Origin of the sequence: Rhodococcus sp. NBC_00297 (assembly GCF_036173065.1) — a bacterium.
GTDB lineage: Bacteria > Actinomycetota > Actinomycetes > Mycobacteriales > Mycobacteriaceae > Rhodococcoides.
In genome coordinates this window covers 2,214,344-2,232,500 of sequence record NZ_CP108041.1, presented here as the reverse complement: position 1 = coordinate 2,232,500, position 18,157 = coordinate 2,214,344, and the positions used below count along the sequence as shown (strand labels likewise).

At 66.0% G+C, this 18,157-nt stretch carries 11 protein-coding genes and 2 rRNA genes (1 of these 13 only partly in view); 9 read left to right on the top strand and 4 right to left on the bottom strand.

Going from position 1 to position 18,157, the window contains the following annotated elements; all coding sequences use genetic code 11:
- Positions 1–2,940: ribosomal RNA gene (locus OG947_RS10660) — 23S ribosomal RNA — on the top strand; it begins 195 nt to the left of the window's first position.
- Between the two features lie 147 nt (positions 2,941–3,087).
- Positions 3,088–3,204 (top strand): 5S ribosomal RNA (rrf, locus tag OG947_RS10655).
- Between the two features lie 109 nt (positions 3,205–3,313).
- On the opposite strand, the gene OG947_RS10650 is transcribed toward rrf, so the two are convergent.
- The 3 genes from OG947_RS10650 to OG947_RS10640 form a co-directional block, all read right to left on the bottom strand.
- Positions 3,314–3,838 carry a gluconokinase gene (locus OG947_RS10650; protein WP_442973110.1) on the bottom strand — a complete coding sequence of 175 codons (525 nt, stop codon included), beginning with the start codon at positions 3,836–3,838 and terminating at the stop codon, positions 3,314–3,316.
- A 1-nt stretch (position 3,839) separates the two neighbouring features.
- Complete coding sequence (locus tag OG947_RS10645; protein WP_328813891.1) at positions 3,840–5,222, bottom strand: GntP family permease; 1,383 nt, start codon at positions 5,220–5,222, stop codon at positions 3,840–3,842.
- 111 nt (positions 5,223–5,333) lie between these two features.
- Positions 5,334–7,016: an ABC-F family ATP-binding cassette domain-containing protein gene (locus tag OG947_RS10640; protein ID WP_328813890.1), complete on the bottom strand. Its 1,683-nt coding sequence runs from the start codon at positions 7,014–7,016 to the stop codon at positions 5,334–5,336.
- Between the two features lie 94 nt (positions 7,017–7,110).
- Here OG947_RS10640 and OG947_RS10635 point away from each other — a divergent pair, with 94 nt between their 5' ends.
- The gene (locus tag OG947_RS10635; protein ID WP_027507268.1) at positions 7,111–7,962 is read left to right on the top strand and encodes a Cof-type HAD-IIB family hydrolase; all 852 of its coding nucleotides are present in this window, start codon (positions 7,111–7,113) and stop codon (positions 7,960–7,962) included.
- Between the two features lie 10 nt (positions 7,963–7,972).
- On the opposite strand, the gene OG947_RS10630 is transcribed toward OG947_RS10635, so the two are convergent.
- Positions 7,973–10,063 carry an N-acetylmuramoyl-L-alanine amidase gene (locus OG947_RS10630; protein WP_222647499.1) on the bottom strand — a complete coding sequence of 697 codons (2,091 nt, stop codon included), beginning with the start codon at positions 10,061–10,063 and terminating at the stop codon, positions 7,973–7,975.
- A gap of 223 nt (positions 10,064–10,286) precedes the next feature.
- Between OG947_RS10630 and glf the strand changes: the two genes are divergently transcribed.
- From glf to OG947_RS10600, 6 genes are all read left to right on the top strand, one after another.
- Complete coding sequence (gene glf / locus OG947_RS10625) at positions 10,287–11,486, top strand: UDP-galactopyranose mutase (protein ID WP_231476480.1); 1,200 nt, start codon at positions 10,287–10,289, stop codon at positions 11,484–11,486.
- Positions 11,483–13,375: a glycosyltransferase gene (locus tag OG947_RS10620; protein ID WP_328813889.1), complete on the top strand. Its 1,893-nt coding sequence runs from the start codon at positions 11,483–11,485 to the stop codon at positions 13,373–13,375. The genes glf and OG947_RS10620 overlap by 4 nt, the downstream gene beginning before the upstream one ends.
- A 19-nt stretch (positions 13,376–13,394) precedes the next feature.
- Positions 13,395–13,940 (top strand): phosphatase PAP2 family protein, encoded by a 546-nt coding sequence (locus tag OG947_RS10615; RefSeq protein WP_328811586.1) that lies wholly within the window; start codon positions 13,395–13,397, stop codon positions 13,938–13,940.
- Positions 13,937–14,842, top strand: a complete 906-nt coding sequence (locus tag OG947_RS10610; protein ID WP_027507272.1) for a decaprenyl-phosphate phosphoribosyltransferase — start codon at positions 13,937–13,939, stop codon at positions 14,840–14,842. Before OG947_RS10615 ends, OG947_RS10610 begins: the two co-directional genes overlap by 4 nt.
- On the top strand, positions 14,820–16,712 hold the full coding sequence (gene zomB, locus OG947_RS10605; RefSeq protein WP_442973109.1) for a flagellar motor control protein ZomB: 1,893 nt from the start codon (positions 14,820–14,822) through the stop codon (positions 16,710–16,712). Before OG947_RS10610 ends, zomB begins: the two co-directional genes overlap by 23 nt.
- A gap of 398 nt (positions 16,713–17,110) precedes the next feature.
- Positions 17,111–18,067, top strand: a complete 957-nt coding sequence (locus OG947_RS10600; protein WP_231476482.1) for an alpha/beta hydrolase — start codon at positions 17,111–17,113, stop codon at positions 18,065–18,067.
- Positions 18,068–18,157 lie beyond the last annotated feature (90 nt).

Sequence of the window (18,157 nt, the reverse complement as noted above, 5' to 3'; positions counted from 1 at the left end):
TGAAACATCTCAGTACCCACAGGAAGAGAAAACAACAGTGATTCCGTCAGTAGTGGCGAGCGAACGCGGAAAAGGCCAAACCATGTGCATGTGATACCCGGCAGGGGTTGTGCGTGTGGGGTTGTGGGGTTTGTCTTGTCGATTCTGCCGGATCGGCCGACAGTAAGAAATCATGCGGTTAGTCGAAGTGGTCTGGGATGGCCTGTCGTAGAGGGTGAGAGTCCCGTAGACGAAAACTGTGTGACTGTCGTGATGAATGCCCAAGTAGCAGCGGGCCCGTGAAATCTGCTGTGAATCTGTCGGGACCACCCGATAAGCCTGAATACTCCCTGGTGACCGATAGCGGACTAGTACCGTGAGGGAAAGGTGAAAAGTACCCCGGGAGGGGAGTGAAATAGTACCTGAAACCGTGCGCTTACAATCCGTCAGAGCCTGTGCACATTTCGGTGTGGTGGGTGATGGCGTGCCTTTTGAAGAATGAGCCTGCGAGTTAGTGGTATGTGGCGAGGTTAACCCGTGTGGGGTAGCCGTAGCGAAAGCGAGTCCGAATAGGGCGTTTCAGTCGCATGCTCTAGACCCGAAGCGGAGTGATCTACCCATGGCCAGGGTGAAGCGACGGTAAGACGTCGTGGAGGCCCGAACCCACTTAGGTTGAAAACTGAGGGGATGAGTTGTGGGTAGGGGTGAAAGGCCAATCAAACTCCGTGATAGCTGGTTCTCCCCGAAATGCATTTAGGTGCAGCGTCGCGTGTTTCATCCTGGAGGTAGAGCTACTGGATGGTCTAGAGGGCCCACAAGCTTATCGAAATCAGCCAAACTCCGAATGCCAGGATGTGAGAGCGCGGCAGTGAGACTGCGGGCGATAAGGTTCGTAGTCGAGAGGGAAACAGCCCAGATCGCCGGCTAAGGCCCCCAAGCGTGTACTAAGTGGAAAAGGATGTGAAGTCGCGAAGACAACCAGGAGGTTGGCTTAGAAGCAGCCACCCTTGAAAGAGTGCGTAATAGCTCACTGGTCAAGTGATTTTGCGCCGACAATGTAGCGGGGCTCAAGTACACCGCCGAAGCCGCGGCACTCACACGACAGCCCCCGGTTCCCTTGCGAGGGTTCCGGCAGGTGTGTGGGTGGGTAGGGGAGCGTCGTGTGGCCAGGGAAGCGCCGGAGTGATCCAGGTGTGGAGGCCACGCGAGTGAGAATGCAGGCATGAGTAGCGAAAGACGAGTGAGAAACTCGTCCGCCGAATGATCAAGGGTTCCTGGGCCAGGTTAATCCGCCCAGGGTGAGTCGGGACCTAAGGCGAGGCCGACAGGCGTAGTCGATGGACAACGGGTTGATATTCCCGTACCCGTGTATCCGCGCCCATGATGAATCAGGAGTACTAACCGTCCAGAGCCGCCAGGAGCACCTTCGGGTGCCGGGTGTGGTGATGCACGGGACCTTTCCTGGTAGTAGTCAAGCGATGGGGTGACGCAGGAAGGTAGCTGAGCCAGTCAGTGGTAACACTGGTGTAAGCCTGTAGGGCGAGACCTAGGCAAATCCGGGTCTCACACAGCCTGAGAGGTGATGCATAGCCGAATGAGGCGAATTCAGTGATCCTATGCTGCCGAGAAAAGCCTCTAGCGAGCTGGTACACGGCCCGTACCCCAAACCGACACAGGTGATCAGGTAGAGAATACCAAGGCGATCGAGATAACTATGGTTAAGGAACTCGGCAAAATGCCCCCGTAACTTCGGGAGAAGGGGGACCCCTGCTGGTGATGGAACTTGCTTCCTGAGCTGGTGTGGGTCGCAGAGACCAGTGAGAAGCGACTGTTTACTAAAAACACAGGTCCGTGCGAAGTCGTAAGACGATGTATACGGACTGACGCCTGCCCGGTGCTGGAAGGTTAAGAGGACCGGTTAGTTCCTTCGGGAGCGAAGCTGAGAATTTAAGCCCCAGTAAACGGCGGTGGTAACTATAACCATCCTAAGGTAGCGAAATTCCTTGTCGGGTAAGTTCCGACCTGCACGAATGGCGTAACGACTTCTCAGCTGTCTCAACCATAGACTCGGCGAAATTGCATTACGAGTAAAGATGCTCGTTACGCGCGGCAGGACGAAAAGACCCCGGGACCTTCACTACAGCTTGGTATTGGTGTTCGGTTCGGTTTGTGTAGGATAGGTGGGAGACTGTGAAGCATGCACGCCAGTGTGTGTGGAGTCGTTGTTGAAATACCACTCTGATCGTATTGGATACCTCAACCTCGGACCATGATCTGGTTCAGGGACAGTGCCTGGTGGGTAGTTTAACTGGGGCGGTTGCCTCCCAAAATGTAACGGAGGCGCCCAAAGGTTCCCTCAGCCTGGTTGGCAATCAGGTGTCGAGTGCAAGTGCACAAGGGAGCTTGACTGTGAGACTGACAAGTCGAGCAGGGACGAAAGTCGGGACTAGTGATCCGGCACCGGCAAGTGGAAGCGGTGTCGCTCAACGGATAAAAGGTACCCCGGGGATAACAGGCTGATCTTCCCCAAGAGTCCATATCGACGGGATGGTTTGGCACCTCGATGTCGGCTCGTCGCATCCTGGGGCTGGAGTAGGTCCCAAGGGTTGGGCTGTTCGCCCATTAAAGCGGCACGCGAGCTGGGTTTAGAACGTCGTGAGACAGTTCGGTCTCTATCCGCCGCGCGCGTCAGAAACTTGAGGAAGGCTGTCCCTAGTACGAGAGGACCGGGACGGACGAACCTCTGGTGTGCCAGTTGTTCCACCAGGAGCACCGCTGGTTAGCTACGTTCGGAAGGGATAACCGCTGAAAGCATCTAAGCGGGAAGCCTGTTCCAAGATGAGGTTTCTCACCCCCTCGAGGGGGTAAGGCCCCCGGCAGACCACCGGGTTGATAGGCCAGAACTGGAAGCCCAGCAATGGGTGCAGGTGACTGGTACTAATAGGCCGAGGACTTACCACAAAGAAGCTACGCGTCCACTGTGCAGTATCTGAGACAACACACGAGTTGGTCAGCAGATAACTGAAACCCGCACCACGACCACCACACCACCCCGAGGGGTGAATGCCGGTGGGAGTGTGTGCCTCGTGCTCTGTTGTTTCACAGAGTTTCGGTGGCCATAGCGGAGGGGAAACGCCCGGACCCATTCCGAACCCGGAAGCTAAGCCCTCCAGCGCCGATGGTACTGCACCCGACAGGGTGTGGGAGAGTAGGACACCGCCGAACAACCCTTCCCAGAAAGCCCCCCGACCACCGGTCGGGGGGCTTTCTGCATTCACGGGTCATGCACCGGGCAGAAGGTCTTTCGCCGTGCCCCCCGCCGGCCGACCTGGTGCTACCGGGAGGCGCCCACTGCCTTCATGGCAGCTGCGACCACCTTCTCGACGCCGTCGACATCCGGCACACCCGCGCCGTGCTCGTCCGCCTGGAGGTCCTCGAGGGTGTCGAACTGCGACTGCAGCAGAGACGGGGGCATGAAGTGCTTCCTGCGCGACATGCGGTCGAGAAGCGTGTCGTAATCCGCTTGCAGATGGACGAAGAACAGATCCGGGTAGCCCCCGCGCAGCCAGTCCCGGTACAGCCGCGTCAGGGCGGAACAGGCCGTCACCGACGTTCCACCCTCCCCTGCCACTCGCTCGATCTCACCCGATACCGCAGCGAGCCACGGCCGACGGTCGTCGTCGTTCAGAGGGTGGCCGGCAGACATCTTGTCGATGTTGGCCTCGGGATGAAAAGTGTCGCCCTCGATGAAGGTGCTCCCCAGTGTCGTCGCCAGTGCGCTGCCGACGGTGGTCTTCCCGGTCCCCGACACACCCATCACGACTATGTGTCTCGGAATGCCGTCGGCGTGGTCCGTCACGTCAGAACACCACCCAGAGCAGTGAGGCGAGCGCGAAGACCGCGAGTCCCAATGTCGTTTCCATGACCGTCCAAGTCTTCAGAGTCGTCTTCTCGTCCATGCCGAAGAATCGGCTGACGAGCCAGAAACCCGAGTCGTTCACGTGCGAGAGCACGGTGGCTCCCGCAGCGATCGCGAACACGAGCAGTGCGATGTCGAAGTTACCCAACCCGAGCTCGACCACCTGAGCCGAGACCAGGCCGGCAGTGGTCGTCAGCGCGACCGTCGCGCTGCCCTGCGCGACACGGAGAGCCGCCGCGATGAGGAACGCCTGCACGATCAACGAGAACCCGAGATCCGACAGTGACTCCGTCAGAGACGCACCGATGCCGCTGGCGCGAAGGACTCCGCCGAACATTCCGCCGGCGCCCGTGATGAGGATGATCGCGCACACCGGGCCCAGGGCGTCGTCCATGAGCGACGTGGCCTTGGAGACGGAGAACCGTCCGGGTGCCAGGACCACGAGCGACAGGAGCACCGTCAGCAGCAGAGCGACGGGTGTCTGCCCCAGGAGAATGAGTGCGTCCGCCCATCCGGCGTCCTCCGAGACGATTCCGGCGGTCTGCAGCGTCGAGACACCGGTGTTCAGGCAGATGAGTATCAGCGGGAACAGGAGCAGTCCGAGGACGGCCAGGAAGCGCGGTGGCGCGACGGCAGGAGCGTCGGGGTCGTCGGCGGCATCAGCGAACAGCGCGGCCGGGCTGGTGACGAACCGGCGACCCAGGCGTGTGCCGACCAGGTAGGAACCGAGGAACCACGCGATGATCGCGATCGGGAGCCCGACGACGAGAGTGACGCCGATGTCTCCGCCCATGAGGTCCGCCGCTGCCACGGGTCCCGGGTGCGGCGGCACGATCGCATGCATGGCCGCGAAGGCGCCGGCTGTCGGCAGCGCGTAGAGCAGGACGGATCCGCCGAAGCGCCGCGCCACCGAGAAGATGATCGGCAGGAAGATGACGAGACCGGCGTCGAAGAAGATCGGGAACCCGAAGATCAAGGCGGCGACGCCGAGCGCGAAGGGAGCGCGCTTCTCACCGAAGCGTGCGATGAGGGTGTCCGCGAGAACCTGGGCCCCACCGGTCTTCTCGAGGAGTCGGCCGAGCATCACGCCCAGCGCGACGAGCAACGCGACGTTGCCGAGTGTCCCTCCGAAGCCCGAGAGGAGCGTGTCGGGTACGTCCGCGAGCGGGATGCCTGCGGCGACCGCCGTCACCATGCTCACCAGAACGAGCGACAGGAAGGCGTGGAGCTTCACCTTCATGATGAGGAAGAGCAGGACGGCCACGGCGATGGCCGCGACCGACAGCAGGTAGGCCGTTCCGTGTACCGGTTCCATGATGTCCACGCCGAGTCACCCTTTCGCGTGCCGAGATGTGTCCCGACACTAACGGCGCGACTCGCACGCACGGCGTTGCACGCGCCTCACCGTGTCCGAATCGTCACGTCCGGCGGGGTGTCATCGAGCGCGTGCCACGCGGCCCTCGTCCCACACCGGTTCACCCGACTCGTACACCCGACCATCCGCCCCGAAGACGAGGAACCGGTCGAAACTCCGAGCGAACCATCGGTCGTGCGTCACCGTGACCACGGTTCCGTCGAACGCGACGATCGCGTCCTGCAGGGAGTCGGCCGACTCGAGGTCGAGGTTGTCGGTGGGTTCGTCGAGGAGAAGCATCGTGGCGCCGGACAGCTCCAACAGCAGGATCTGTAACCGTGCCTGCTGACCACCGGAGAGGTCGTCGTACCTCTGCTCCGCCTGGCGGGAGAGCCCGTAGCGGTCCAGTGCGCGGGACGCGGCCTCCCGTCCCATCCCGTCACGGTGCGAGGTCCCGCGGTGCAGGATGTCCAGCAATGTGTTGCCCTCGAGGTCGGGACGGGTGTGGGTCTGAGCGAACAGTCCCGGGCGGACCCGCGCACCGAGAGTGGCTGTGCCCGTGTGCGGTACGGGTGCCAGGTCGATTTCACCGACAGGGAGGTGCTCGAGGTCGGGATCGGTTCCGCCGGCAGCGAGCAGCCGCAGGAAGTGCGATTTGCCGGACCCGTTGGAGCCCAGTACGGCCACGCGGTCGCCGTACCAGATCTCCGTGTCGAAGGGCTGCATGAGTCCGGTCAACTCGAGTGACGTGCACACGAGTGCACGCTTCGCGGTCCGTCCTCCCGTGAGCCGCACAGCGACGTTCTGGCGGAGCGGCACCGCCTCGGGTGGGCCCGCCTCCTCGAACTTCGCGAGCCTCGTCCGGGCCGCCTGATAGCGCGAGGCCACACCGTCGTTGAACTTCGCCTTCTCGCGCAGCCGCAGTACGAGCGCCTGCAGTTTCACCCGCTCCTCGTCCCACCGCGCCTTCAACTCGTCGAGTCGCGCGTTCCGCCTCTCGCGTGCCTCGGTGTAGGTGGAGAAGCCGCCGCCGTGCACCCACGCGGAGGCGCCGTTGATCCCCGGCTCCAGTGTCACGATGCGAGTCGCGGCCGTGGACAACAACTCTCGGTCGTGGCTGATGAACAGCACCGACTTGTCCGACGCGGCGATGGTGCGCTCGAGCCACCGCTTGCCCGGCACGTCGAGGTAGTTGTCGGGCTCGTCGAGCAGCAGCAGCTGATCGTTGCCCGCGAACAGTGCCTCGAGCACGAGCCTCTTCTGCTCGCCGCCACTGAGCGTGGACGCGGCCCGCCATTTCGCGCGTTCGAACGAGGTGCCCATCGCGGCCATGGTGACCTCGTCCCAGAACGGCTCGAGGTCGTACCCACCGATGTCGCCCCAGTCGGACAGCGCCTGTGCGTAGGCCATCTGGGTCGCTTCGTCGTCGTGCTCGATCATCGCGTTCTCGGAGTCGTCCAGTCGCCGGGCGGCCGTACGGACGGGCTCCGCACACACGGACAGCAGGAGGTCACGCACCGTCGACTCGTCGCGCACCTGGCCGACGAACTGCCGCATCACCCCGAGCGTTCCGGAGCGCGTCACGCTCCCCTCGTCCGGCGGCACGTCACCGGCGACGATGCGGGTGATGGTGGTCTTGCCGGTGCCGTTGGGTCCGATCAGTGCGGTCTTGGCCCCGTCACCGACCCGGAAGGACACGCCGTCCAGCAGTTGGCGGCCGTCGGGCAGGAAGTAGTCGACGTCGGACAGTTCGAGATGGGACACAGGACGTCAGACTACGGCCGGTCGATCGCGTCCTCCACGCCATATTCGTGCGTCGCTGGAGACGTCGCGGAACCCCGTCGGGCAAACTTGACCGATGCAGCCCACACAGCGACCCGTCACTCCCGGCGAGACCGGACGGCCGCGGCTCGTCGCATCGGACGTCGACGGAACGCTCATCGACCACCACGAGCGCGTGACGGCTCGAACGAAGGCCGCGGTGCACGCCGTCGTGGCGGCCGGGGACACCTTCGTGCTGTCGACGGGTCGACCGCCGCGGTGGATTGGGCCCATCGTCGAGCAGCTGGGTCACGCGCCCATGGCCGTGTGCGCCAACGGCGCGGTGATCTACGACAGCGAGAACGACGTGGTCGTGTCGGCGCGGACGTTGAGCGTGACCGATCTGGCCGAGCTGGCCGCTCTTGCGGAGTCCCTCATCGCCGGGTGCGGCCTCGCGGTGGAGCGGGTCGGCCGCAGCGCGCACGACGCGGCGACGCCGCAGTTCGTGAGCTCCCCCGGCTACGAGCACGCGTGGCTCAACCCCGACAACACCGAGACGTCCTCGGAGGAGGTGCTGTCCGCCCCCGCCGTGAAGTTGCTGATCCGGCAGTCGTCGATGACGAGCGGGGACATGGCGGCCGCGCTGACGTCCCATGTGGAGCACCTCGCCGACGTGACGTTCTCGACCGACAACGGGCTGATCGAACTGAGTCCGCCCGGGGTGTCGAAGGCGTCGGGACTGCTGGAGATCGCGCGCACACTCGGCATCGACGCGTCCGAGATGATCGCCTTCGGAGACATGCCGAACGACGTGCCGATGCTGACGATGGTCGGCCACGGCGTCGCGATGGGCAATGCGCACCCCGCTGCGATCGCCGCGGCCGACGAGGTCACCACGAGCAACGCGGACGACGGCGTCGCCCGCGTGCTCGAACGGTGGTGGAGCTAGAGCAGAACGATCAGCCGACGGGCGCTGCCTCGGGAGCCGGGGCAGCCTCGGGGGCCGGTGCGGGAGCGTCCACCGGCGCGCCGGCGTTCATCTCCGCGGTGTACGTGTCGGTGAAGGTCTTCACGACCGTCGTCACGATCCCCGTGATCTCGTCGAACGAGAGCGACCCGTTCTCGAAGTCGGACTGCCATCCGTTCGGGATGCGGTACTCGTCGGACGTCGGCAGTCCGAGAGATCCGGACTCCGAGCCCATGGCGACGAACTGCTTGAAGATCTGGCCGAGCACCGAGACCACCTGGCCGGTGGGCGTCGTGTAGATCGATCCGTTGGCGAAGTCCGCGCGGGTCTGTCCCTCGGGTGCGGGGAGCAGTCCGGTCAGGGCGGCGCCGAGTCGACCCGACTCACCGCCCTCGGCGACCCACTTCTGCACGATCGGGTTCTGAACGCCCATCGCGAGGAGTTCGGACACGAGCCCGGTCAGCGTGTTGCCGGGTGCCGGTGACGACGCGTCGACACTCGGGGGAGCGGCGACGGGCGGCGCCACCAGGCCCTCGTCGGTCGAGGTCCCGGTACCGGGCTCCGCCGGTGTCGGGGTGCCGGTCCCGTTCAGGTTGGCTGCCGCGATGGACCGGATGTCGTCCATACGTGCGTAGGCGGCGTCGCCCGGGCACTCGGTGTTGCCGACGTCGCGGTGCGCGAAGATCACCGGGAGATCGATCGAGCGGCCCTGCTGGACGAACGTGTACTGCGTGCCCTCGGACGTCATCGTGGTGGTCCCCTTCGGGTCCAGGCCGGCCTTGCCGAGACGCCACCCGAGGAACTTGCCGGCAGCGTCGAGCGACTCCTGCGTCGGCTGCTCCGAGCTGTAGTCGCCCATCAGCGCGATGCCCATGGTGTTCTCGTTGAAGCCGCCCGCGTGCGCGCCCTCGACGTTGCGATCGAGGCCACCTGCGCGGCCCTCGAACACCTGGCCGTACTTGTCCACCAGCACGTTGTAACCGATGTCGCACCAGCCCAGTGTCTGCGCGTGGTACGCGTAGATCGCCCGGACGATGCCCGCGGACTCGTCCTTGCTGTAGTTGTTGCTGCCCGCGGTGTGGTGCACCGTGGCGCCGCCGAGAGAGTCGTCGTACGTGGGAGAACCGCAGCGCTTCGACTCGTCCGCTCCCCACTGGGCGCGGGTGATCACGGCGGGTCCGGAGCCGTCGACGGGGGTCGCGATGTCACTCAGCGTGCTGTCGGCCGCCGAGGTGCCGGGCGTGATGAGCACGGCGGTCGCGTCCGCGAGGGCGTTCGCGATCGGCTGGGCCCGCAGCGGGCGGGACGACGACGCCGGGACGTAGCCGAGCTCGGGTGCCGGCGCGACGGGATCGGCTGCGTCCGGAGCGGGAGCCGCCTCGGGTGCCGGCGCCGCCTCGGGAGCGGGTGCCGGCGGCTCGACCGGGAAGGCCGGGTCGGCGGGGTTCAGCACGGCGCCGGCCGGGACGGTGGGGCTCAGCAGGAACTGGACGCGCTTGGTCAGGCCCACGTAGATGGGCTCCGTGCCGTTGGCGACGGCGGGCACGTCCGAATCGGTGCGACCGGTGTCGATGGACTGCGTCTCGTTCCACGGACCCCAGGAACCGTCGTCGAGCTGGGCACGCACACGGGCCACCGCAGAGCCGAGCTGGTCGGCCGTCAGCGCGACCATGCTGAAGGGGGTGTCCTGGGACACCTCCTTGACCACGGCGCCGTCCTGCGAGCCGTCCACCTCGGACGGCGCGGGGGCTGCCGGATCGGTGGGCGACGCGGCGGGCACCTCGGGAACCGTGAGTCCGGGGATGGACGGGATCTCGAAGGAGTCGGGCAGCGACAGATCGCGCAGCGACCCCAGGTCGATGTCCGGCAGATCCAGCCCGGTGAGTTCCTTCACGGGGATGACGATGTCGGGTGCGTTCGCGAGCGCCAGCTTGGCGATCTGCGTGGGAACGACGGTGGTCGTGTCGTTGGCCGCGCGCACTCCGGTGGTGCTGTCCCCGACGGCGTAGACCACGACAGGACTCGTGACCGCGAGTGCGGCGACGACACCCAGAATCAGTGACGGCTTCGGTCGACGGTGCAAGACGATTTCTCCCCTGGTAGACGTTGCCCCGCGATCACCGTCACATGTGACGGATGTGACTCATGTGATAGATGATGCGCAACAAGCGCCACACTAACCACAGAAACACCAACCATCAACCTCAAGTAGAGGGTTCGGCCAGGTGTTCGAACGATTCGCCCGTCGGGAGGGTCGACGTGCGGGTTGCGGGACGACTACACAGCGTCGGATACCCTGGTCACCCGTGACTGATACTTCGCGAGGACGGTACGACCTGATCGTCGTGGGGTCCGGTTTCTACGGCCTCACGATCGCCGAGCGGAGTGCCGCGGAACTGGGAAAACGAGTGCTCGTGCTCGACCGGCGCTCCCACATCGGAGGCAATGCCTACTCCGAACCCGAGCCCGGTACCGGCATCGAGATCCACAAGTACGGCGCCCACCTCTTCCACACGTCGAACGAGAAGGTGTGGGAGTACGTCACTCGCTTCACCGAGTTCACGGGCTACCAGCACCGCGTGTTCGCCCTGCACAAGGGCCAGGCGTACCAGTTCCCGATGGGCCTGGGCCTGGTGTCCCAGTTCTTCGGCCGCTACTTCACTCCCGCCGAGGCGCGCGCGCTCATCGAGGAGCAGTCCAGCGAGATCTCGGTCGAGGATGCCGCGAATCTCGAGGAGAAGGCCATCGCGCTGATCGGCCGCCCCCTGTACGAGGCGTTCGTGCGCGACTACACCGCCAAGCAGTGGCAGACCGATCCCAAGGATCTGCCCGCGGGCAACATCGCGCGGCTCCCGGTCCGCTACACCTTCGACAACCGCTACTTCAACGACACCCACGAGGGTCTGCCCGTCGACGGCTACACCGCGTGGCTCGAGAACATGGCGAAGAGCGACCTCATCGAGGTCCGGCTGGACACGGACTGGTTCGACGTCCGTGACGAACTCCGGGCCGAGAGCCCGGACGCGCCGATCGTCTACACGGGGCCGCTGGACCGGTACTTCGACTACTCCGAGGGCGAACTGGGTTGGCGCACACTCGACTTCGAGACCGAGGTGCTCGACACCGGTGACTTCCAGGGCACCCCGGTGATGAACTACAACGATGCGGACGTGCCCTACACGCGCATCCACGAGTTCCGGCACTTCCATCCCGAGCGCGACTACCCCGCGGACAAGACGGTCATCATGCGCGAGTACTCCCGGTTCGCGGAGTCGGGAGACGAGCCGTACTACCCCATCAACACTCCCGACGACCGCGCGAAGCTGGCGGCCTACCGGGCCCGCGCCAAGCAGGAGACGGCCGAGAACTCCGTCCTGTTCGGCGGCCGACTGGGCACCTACCAGTACCTCGACATGCACATGGCCATCGCCAGTGCGCTCACCACGTTCGAGAACACGTTGCGCCCCCACCTCGAATCCGGTGCTCCACTGGGTGATTCGGCGTGAGCGAGGACCAGTTGCTGGGGCGGTCGCTGCTCCAACGCATCCTGCTCCCGCGCGCCGGTGAGCCGCTCGACGTCCGCACCCTGTACACGGACGAGGCCCGCACCAACCCGCGCCGCGCGCATTCGCTCTCTCGCACCTCGGTGTCCATCGGATCCGAGTCGGAGGTCTCCTTCGGCACGTACTTCAACGCGTTCCCGGCGAGCTACTGGCGACGGTGGAGCACGCTGGATTCCGTCGTCCTGCGGGTCGAGCTGATCGGCCACTGCCGCGTCGACGTCTACCGCTCGAAGGCGGACGGGTCCCGGATCCACGTCCAGGGCGGCGACACCGACGACGCGACGACGGTCGACGGCGACGTCACGACTCTCGAGTTCGTCGTCGAGCTCGGTCCCTTCGAGGACGGCGGATGGATCTGGTTCGACGTCACCACGGACACCGACGTCGAGGTGCGGTCCGCCGGGTGGTTCGCACCCGTCGACGCGCCCGGACGCGCGTCCGTGGCCATCGGCATCCCCACGTTCAACCGGCCGACGGACTGCGTGAAGGCGCTGACGGCGATCGCGTCCGATCCACTGGTCATGGCCGTCGTCGACGCCGTCATCGTGCCCGACCAGGGCACCCGCAAGGTGCGCGACGAGCCCGGATTCGACGACGCCGCGGCCGCGTTCGGCGATCTCCTCAGCATCCACGACCAGGCCAACCTCGGTGGATCCGGCGGATACAGCCGGATCATGTACGAGGCGCTCGAGAACACCGACGCCGAGCACATCCTCTTCATGGACGACGACATCGAGATCGAGCCCGACTCGATCCTGCGGGCGCTCGCCATGGCCCGCTTCGCGAAGGTGCCGACACTCGTCGGTGGCCAGATGCTCAACCTGCAGGCACGAAGTCACCTGCACGTGATGGGCGAGAAGATCGACACCGGCATCTTCATGTGGGGTGGCGCCCAGAACGTCGAGTACGACCACGACTTCGCCGAGAAGCCGCTCCGCGAGTCGACACTGCTGCACCGCCGGATCGACGTCGACTACAACGGCTGGTGGATGTGCCTCATCCCGCGGGTGGTCGCCGAGACGATCGGTCAGCCGCTGCCGCTGTTCATCAAGTGGGACGACGCCGAGTACGGACTGCGAGCCCGCGAGGCCGGGTTCCCCACGGTGACTCTCCCGGGGGCCGCGATCTGGCACATGGCGTGGAGCGACAAGGACGACGCCATCGACTGGCAGGCGTACTTCCACCTGCGCAACCGCCTCGTGGTGGCGGCGTTGCACTCCCCGGGTTCCGCCCGCGGCCTCGTGGTGAACACCGTCAAGGCCACGATGAAGCATCTGCTGTGCCTCGAGTACTCCACGGTCGCGATCCAGAACATGGCGATCCGCGACTTCCTCGCCGGCCCCGAGCACATCATGGACATCCTGCCGACGGCGCTCGCCGAGGTGCACCGGGTACGCAGGCAGTACCCCGACGCCGTGGTCGTCCCGTCGTCGACGTTGCTCCCGCCGGCCAGCGGCGCGGACGTTCCCGCCGTCGCCGAGCCGGTCGGCGCCGTGGCCAAGGTGTCCCGGCTGGCGAAGGGCCTGATCCACAACGCCCGAGGTGCGCAGCGGCAGCACCACGACCGTCCCCAGCTCAACGTGCCGACGCTCGATGCGCGCTGGTACCTGCTCTCGCAGGTCGACGGTGTCACCGTCACCACCGCCGACGGACGCGGCGTCGTGTACCGCAAGCGGGATCCGAAGATCGCCTCCGCGCTGCTCGGAGAGGCGCTCTCGCTGCGCCGCAAGCTGGCGTCGCGCTTCCCCGAGCTGTCCGACCGGTACCGTCGCGCCGTGCCCGAACTCACCAGCAAGGAGCGTTGGGAACGTGTCTTCTCCTATCCGAACTGACAACCTGGTTCGAACCGACCTGCGGGTCCTCACCGCGGTGCAGAGCAGCGTCGGTTCACTGCCGGGCGCCGTGCGTGTCGCTCGAGGGATGTCGCACTTCGGTGAGCACGCCCTCGGGTGGATCGCCATCGGCGGTGTCGGTGCCGTGGTCGACTCGGCGCGGCGCGAGCAGTGGGCGTCGGTCGCGGTCGGTGCCGTCGGTGCGCACGCGGCGTCGATCGTCGTCAAGCGCATCTCGCGGCGTCGGCGCCCGACCCATCCGTCCGTGCGCGTCGGCGTCTCCACGCCCAGCCGGTTCAGCTTCCCGTCGTCGCACGCGACGTCCACCACGGCCGCGGCGCTGCTGATCGGCCGCGCGAGCGGTCTGCCCGTGGCACCGGTGCTGGTGCCCGCGATGCTGGTGTCGCGCCTGGTGCTCGGTGTTCACTACCCTTCCGACGTACTCGTGGGCTCCGCGCTCGGCGCGCTGTCCGCGGCGGCGACGGTGCGAGCCGAGAAGAACGCGGCGGTCCGATTCGGCCTGACCGGCGGAGACGCAGCGGCCACGACAGCAGGAGCAGCATGAGCGAGGAACCCGCCGTCGTCGGCGCGCCCCCGAAGAACCTGGCCACGGGCATCGTCAAGGCGGTGCGCCCGCGCCAGTGGGTCAAGAACGTGCTGGTCCTGGCGGCGCCCCTGGCTGCCGGCTCGGTCACCGAGAGCTCGGTGCTCCTGCCGGTCGCGCTCGCGTTCCTCGTCTTCTGCATGGCCGCGTCGGGCATCTATCTGGTCAACGACGCGATGGACGTCGAGGCGGACCGGGCGCACCCCACCAAGCGATTCCGTCCCATCGCGGCGGGTGTCCTCCCGGTCAACCTGGCCTTCGCGATGGCGGTGGTGCTGCTCGGCGGCGCGATCGGGCTCTCGTTCCTGGCCAACTGGAACCTCGCCGTGGTCATGGGCGTCTACATCGCGGTCCAGCTCGCGTACTGCTTCGGCCTGAAGCACCAGGCGGTGCTCGACATCTGCATCGTCTCGTCCGGCTTCCTGCTGCGCGCGATCGCGGGCGGCGTGGCGGCCGACATCCCGCTGTCGCAGTGGTTCCTGCTGATCATGGCCTTCGGATCGCTGTTCATGGCAGCCGGCAAGCGGTACGCCGAACTGCAGCTCGCCGAACGCACCGGCGCCAAGATCCGCAAGTCGCTGGAGAACTACACCACCACCTACCTGCGGTTCGTGTGGACGCTCAGCGCCACGGCCGTCGTCATCTGCTACGGACTGTGGGCCTTCGACCAGGACGCGAAGAACGGCAGTTCCCTCTTCGCGATCTCGATGGTTCCCTTCACTGTCGCTATCCTGCGGTACGCAGTGGACGTGGACGGTGGCGAAGCGGGCGAGCCCGAGGAGATCGCACTCGGGGACCGGGTGCTCCAGATGCTCGCCATCGTGTGGATCGGAGTGGTGGGTGTCGCTGTCTACCTCGCATGAGGAACTGACAGAACGTACCGGCGACGAGCAGTCGCGGGCCGAGGACCGGGTGGGAACGCCCGGGTGGGCCCGAGCGACCGGCGTCGCCGGTATCGCCGTGGTCGCGGTGCTGACCTTCTGGGGCGCCTGGGACCGCCGTTGGATCGCGGACGACGGACTGATCGTGCTGCGCACGGTCCGCAACCTCCTGGCCGGCAACGGGCCGGTGTTCAACGCGGGCGAGCGCGTCGAGACCAACACGAGCGCCGCCTGGACCTATGTCGTGTACGCCTTCTCGTGGCTCAGCGGTGTCCGCCTCGAGTACGTGGTGCTGACCATCGCCCTCGTGCTGACGACGGCGGCCGTCACGGTCGCGATGATCGGCACGGCACGCCTGTACGCCGGGCGCGCGGTGCTCGTGCTCCCCGCAGGAGCGCTCGTCTACATCGCCGTACCGCCGGCACGCGACTTCGCGACGTCCGGCCTCGAGTCGTGCCTGGTCATCTTCTGGATCGCGGTCCTGTGGTGGCTGATGCTCCGGTGGGCGGACCGACGGGTGGAGAACCCGTCGTCGGCACTCGTGCTCGTCATCGCGTTCTGGGGCGGACTGTCGCCCCTCGTCCGCCCGGAACTCGTCATCGTCGGCGGCCTCGCGCTCCTCATGCTCGTCGTCGCGACGTCGGGATGGATCCGCCGCGGCGCCGTCGTCGTGGTCGCCGGTCTGCTCCCGGTGGGCTACCAGATCTGGCGCATGGGCTACTACGCGCTGCCGTACCCGAACACCGCGGTGTCGAAGGACGCCGGCGGCGCCAAGTGGGCGCAGGGTTCGACGTATCTGTGGAACCTCGTGGGGCCCTACGCCCTGTGGGTGCCCGCGGTGCTGGTCGTCGTGGCCGCGGCACTGGCCGCCACCTGGATCGGGCCCGGTGCGGCTCGACGTGGCGAGGCGCCGCGCGGTCTCGCCGGACTGGTCTCCCGGATCCGGACGCCGAGCGCCGTGGTGGTCTTCGCCCTCGTGTCGGGTCTGATCTCCACGGTGTACGCGGTGCGAGTTGGCGGCGACTTCATGCACGGCCGCACTCTGCTCCCCGCGCTGTTCCTGCTGCTGCTCCCGGTCGCCGTGGTGCCGATCCCGCTGCGGCGCGGGATCGTGGCGCTGGTGTCGTGCGTCGCGCTGTGGCTCGGCGTGGTCGTCTGGGCGATCTTCGCGGCCACCACCACCGGCATGCCGCAGGGCACGACGGTCGGGCGTAGCGGCATCGTCGACGAGCGGGCCTTCTACTCCGAGAACACCGGCCACCGCCATCCGATCCTGGCCAGCGACTACCTGGACTACCCGCGCATGCGGGCAATGGTGCAGACCATCGAGAACACGCCGGACGGCGGTCTGTTGCTGCCGTCCGCGCAGTTCACCTACTGGGACGTGGTGCCGCCGCCCCTGCCGATTCCCGAGGGCGGCGACGAGCACGTCGTCTACTTCCTCAACTTGGGAATGACCAGCATGAATGTGGGGCTCGACGTCCGGGTGCTGGATCAGATGGGCCTGGCGTATCCGTTGGCGGCGCACACGGAACGGCTCGACAACGGCCGCATCGGACACGACAAGAACCTGTACCCGGACTGGGTGGTCGCGGACACCGGAATGGTGGACGTGCATCCCTTCCTGCCGTTCTATCTGGACGAGGAATGGGTGGAGCAGGCGCAGGTCGCGTTGACCTGTCCGGAGACGCAGGAACTGCTGACGTCCTACCGTTCGGAGCTCACGCGGGCCCGATTCGTGCAGAACTTCAAGCACTCGTTGGATCTCGCGGGGTACCGATTCGACCGGGTGCCGAAGTACGAAATACAACGGTGTAATTTGGAGATGCCCCCGGAGCGGCCCGCATCGTGACGATGTGCGGCAAGTGAGATCCGCGTCACAGTGAGATCACCGGGTCATGGCGTTTCGGTGTCGTGAGTATTCCGATTTCGACGTCCCGGCTGGATTCCGGCATCTCGTTTGTGTAACGCTGTCTCCGTCGGCGGAGATATGTGTAGATGATGTGCGTCGACGTGCAGGATCGCCCGCGGGGCGATCGTGCGCGGAAGACGAGACCGATGGTTCAGGTTCCGAGGTCTTCCTCGGAGCGTGACCGGATATCGATCGACGAAGCGGTGCGGCCGTCCGGCTGCACGGAACTGTGAGAGGCCGAATGTATGCGTGACGGGTCCGTTACCGATGTCGCTGGTGACGACAGCGCTCTGCCGCGTAAGGCTTCACGCCTGCGCACCCCCCGAGTGGGCCGACGTATGCGTCAGGCCCTCGTCTCCGTCGTGATGGCCGCCGCCATCCCCCTCGGCCTCGCGGTCGTGGGCACCGGAGCCACTGCCAACGCCGAGATCCGTGCCGGATTCGACGTCTGGTCCGACTCGTCCATGGGTCCGATCAAGAGTCGCGTCTGGCGCGCCGCCGACGGCAACACGTCGAAGGTCGTGTACCTCCTCGACGGTCTCCGCGCGACGCCGGACATCAGCGGATGGGAGCACGAGACCAATGCGGGCTCGTTCCTCTCGGACAACAACATCAACGTCGTCCAGCCGGTCGGCGGTGAGTCCAGCTTCTACACCGACTGGTACGCACCGTCGAACTTCAACGGCCAGCAGATCACGTACAAGTGGGAGACGTTCCTGACGCAGGACCTCCCCAACCGTCTCGCAGCGGGTGACCTCGGCTTCTCGCGTCAGAACAACGGCATCGTCGGTCTGTCGATGGGCGGCAGCGCTGCGCTGACACTCGCCGCGTACCACCCGAACCAGTTCAGCTACGCCGGCTCGCTGTCCGGCTACCTGAACATCTCGGCGCCCGGCATGCGCGAGGCCATCCGCGTCGCGATGCTCGACGCCGGTCGCTACAACGTCGACAGCATGTGGGGACCGCCCTGGAACCCGGCGTGGCTCCGCAACGACCCGTTCGTCTTCGCGCCGCGTCTGCGTGACAACGGCACGCGTGTCTGGGTCTCGGCCGCCAGCGGCCTCCCGGGCAACTACGACCGTCCGGGCTCGCTGCTCGACTACTACAACACCGCCAACGGCATGGGCCTCGAGGCTCTGGCGCTCGCCAACAGCCGCGCGTTCCAGGTCCGCATGGCCTCGATCGGCGCCAACAACGTCACCTACAGCTTCCCCGCGCAGGGAACGCACCGGTGGGGTTACTGGTTCGATCAGATCGTGCAGATGATGCCCGACCTGCGTGCCAACATCGGCTGAGTCAGCTCGGTAGTCGACAGCCCCGGCCCTCGCTTCGGCGACGGTGTCCGGGGCTGTCGCATGTTCTGAGGCGACTCCAGTAACATTTGC

Coding starts and splice junctions, on each gene's coding strand:
- OG947_RS10635 (WP_027507268.1), top strand. CDS start 7,111: ATGCAGCCCACACAGCGACCCGTCACTCCCGGCGAGACCGGACGGCCG.
- OG947_RS10610 (WP_027507272.1), top strand. CDS start 13,937: ATGAGCGAGGAACCCGCCGTCGTCGGCGCGCCCCCGAAGAACCTGGCC.
- OG947_RS10600 (WP_231476482.1), top strand. CDS start 17,111: ATGCGTCAGGCCCTCGTCTCCGTCGTGATGGCCGCCGCCATCCCCCTC.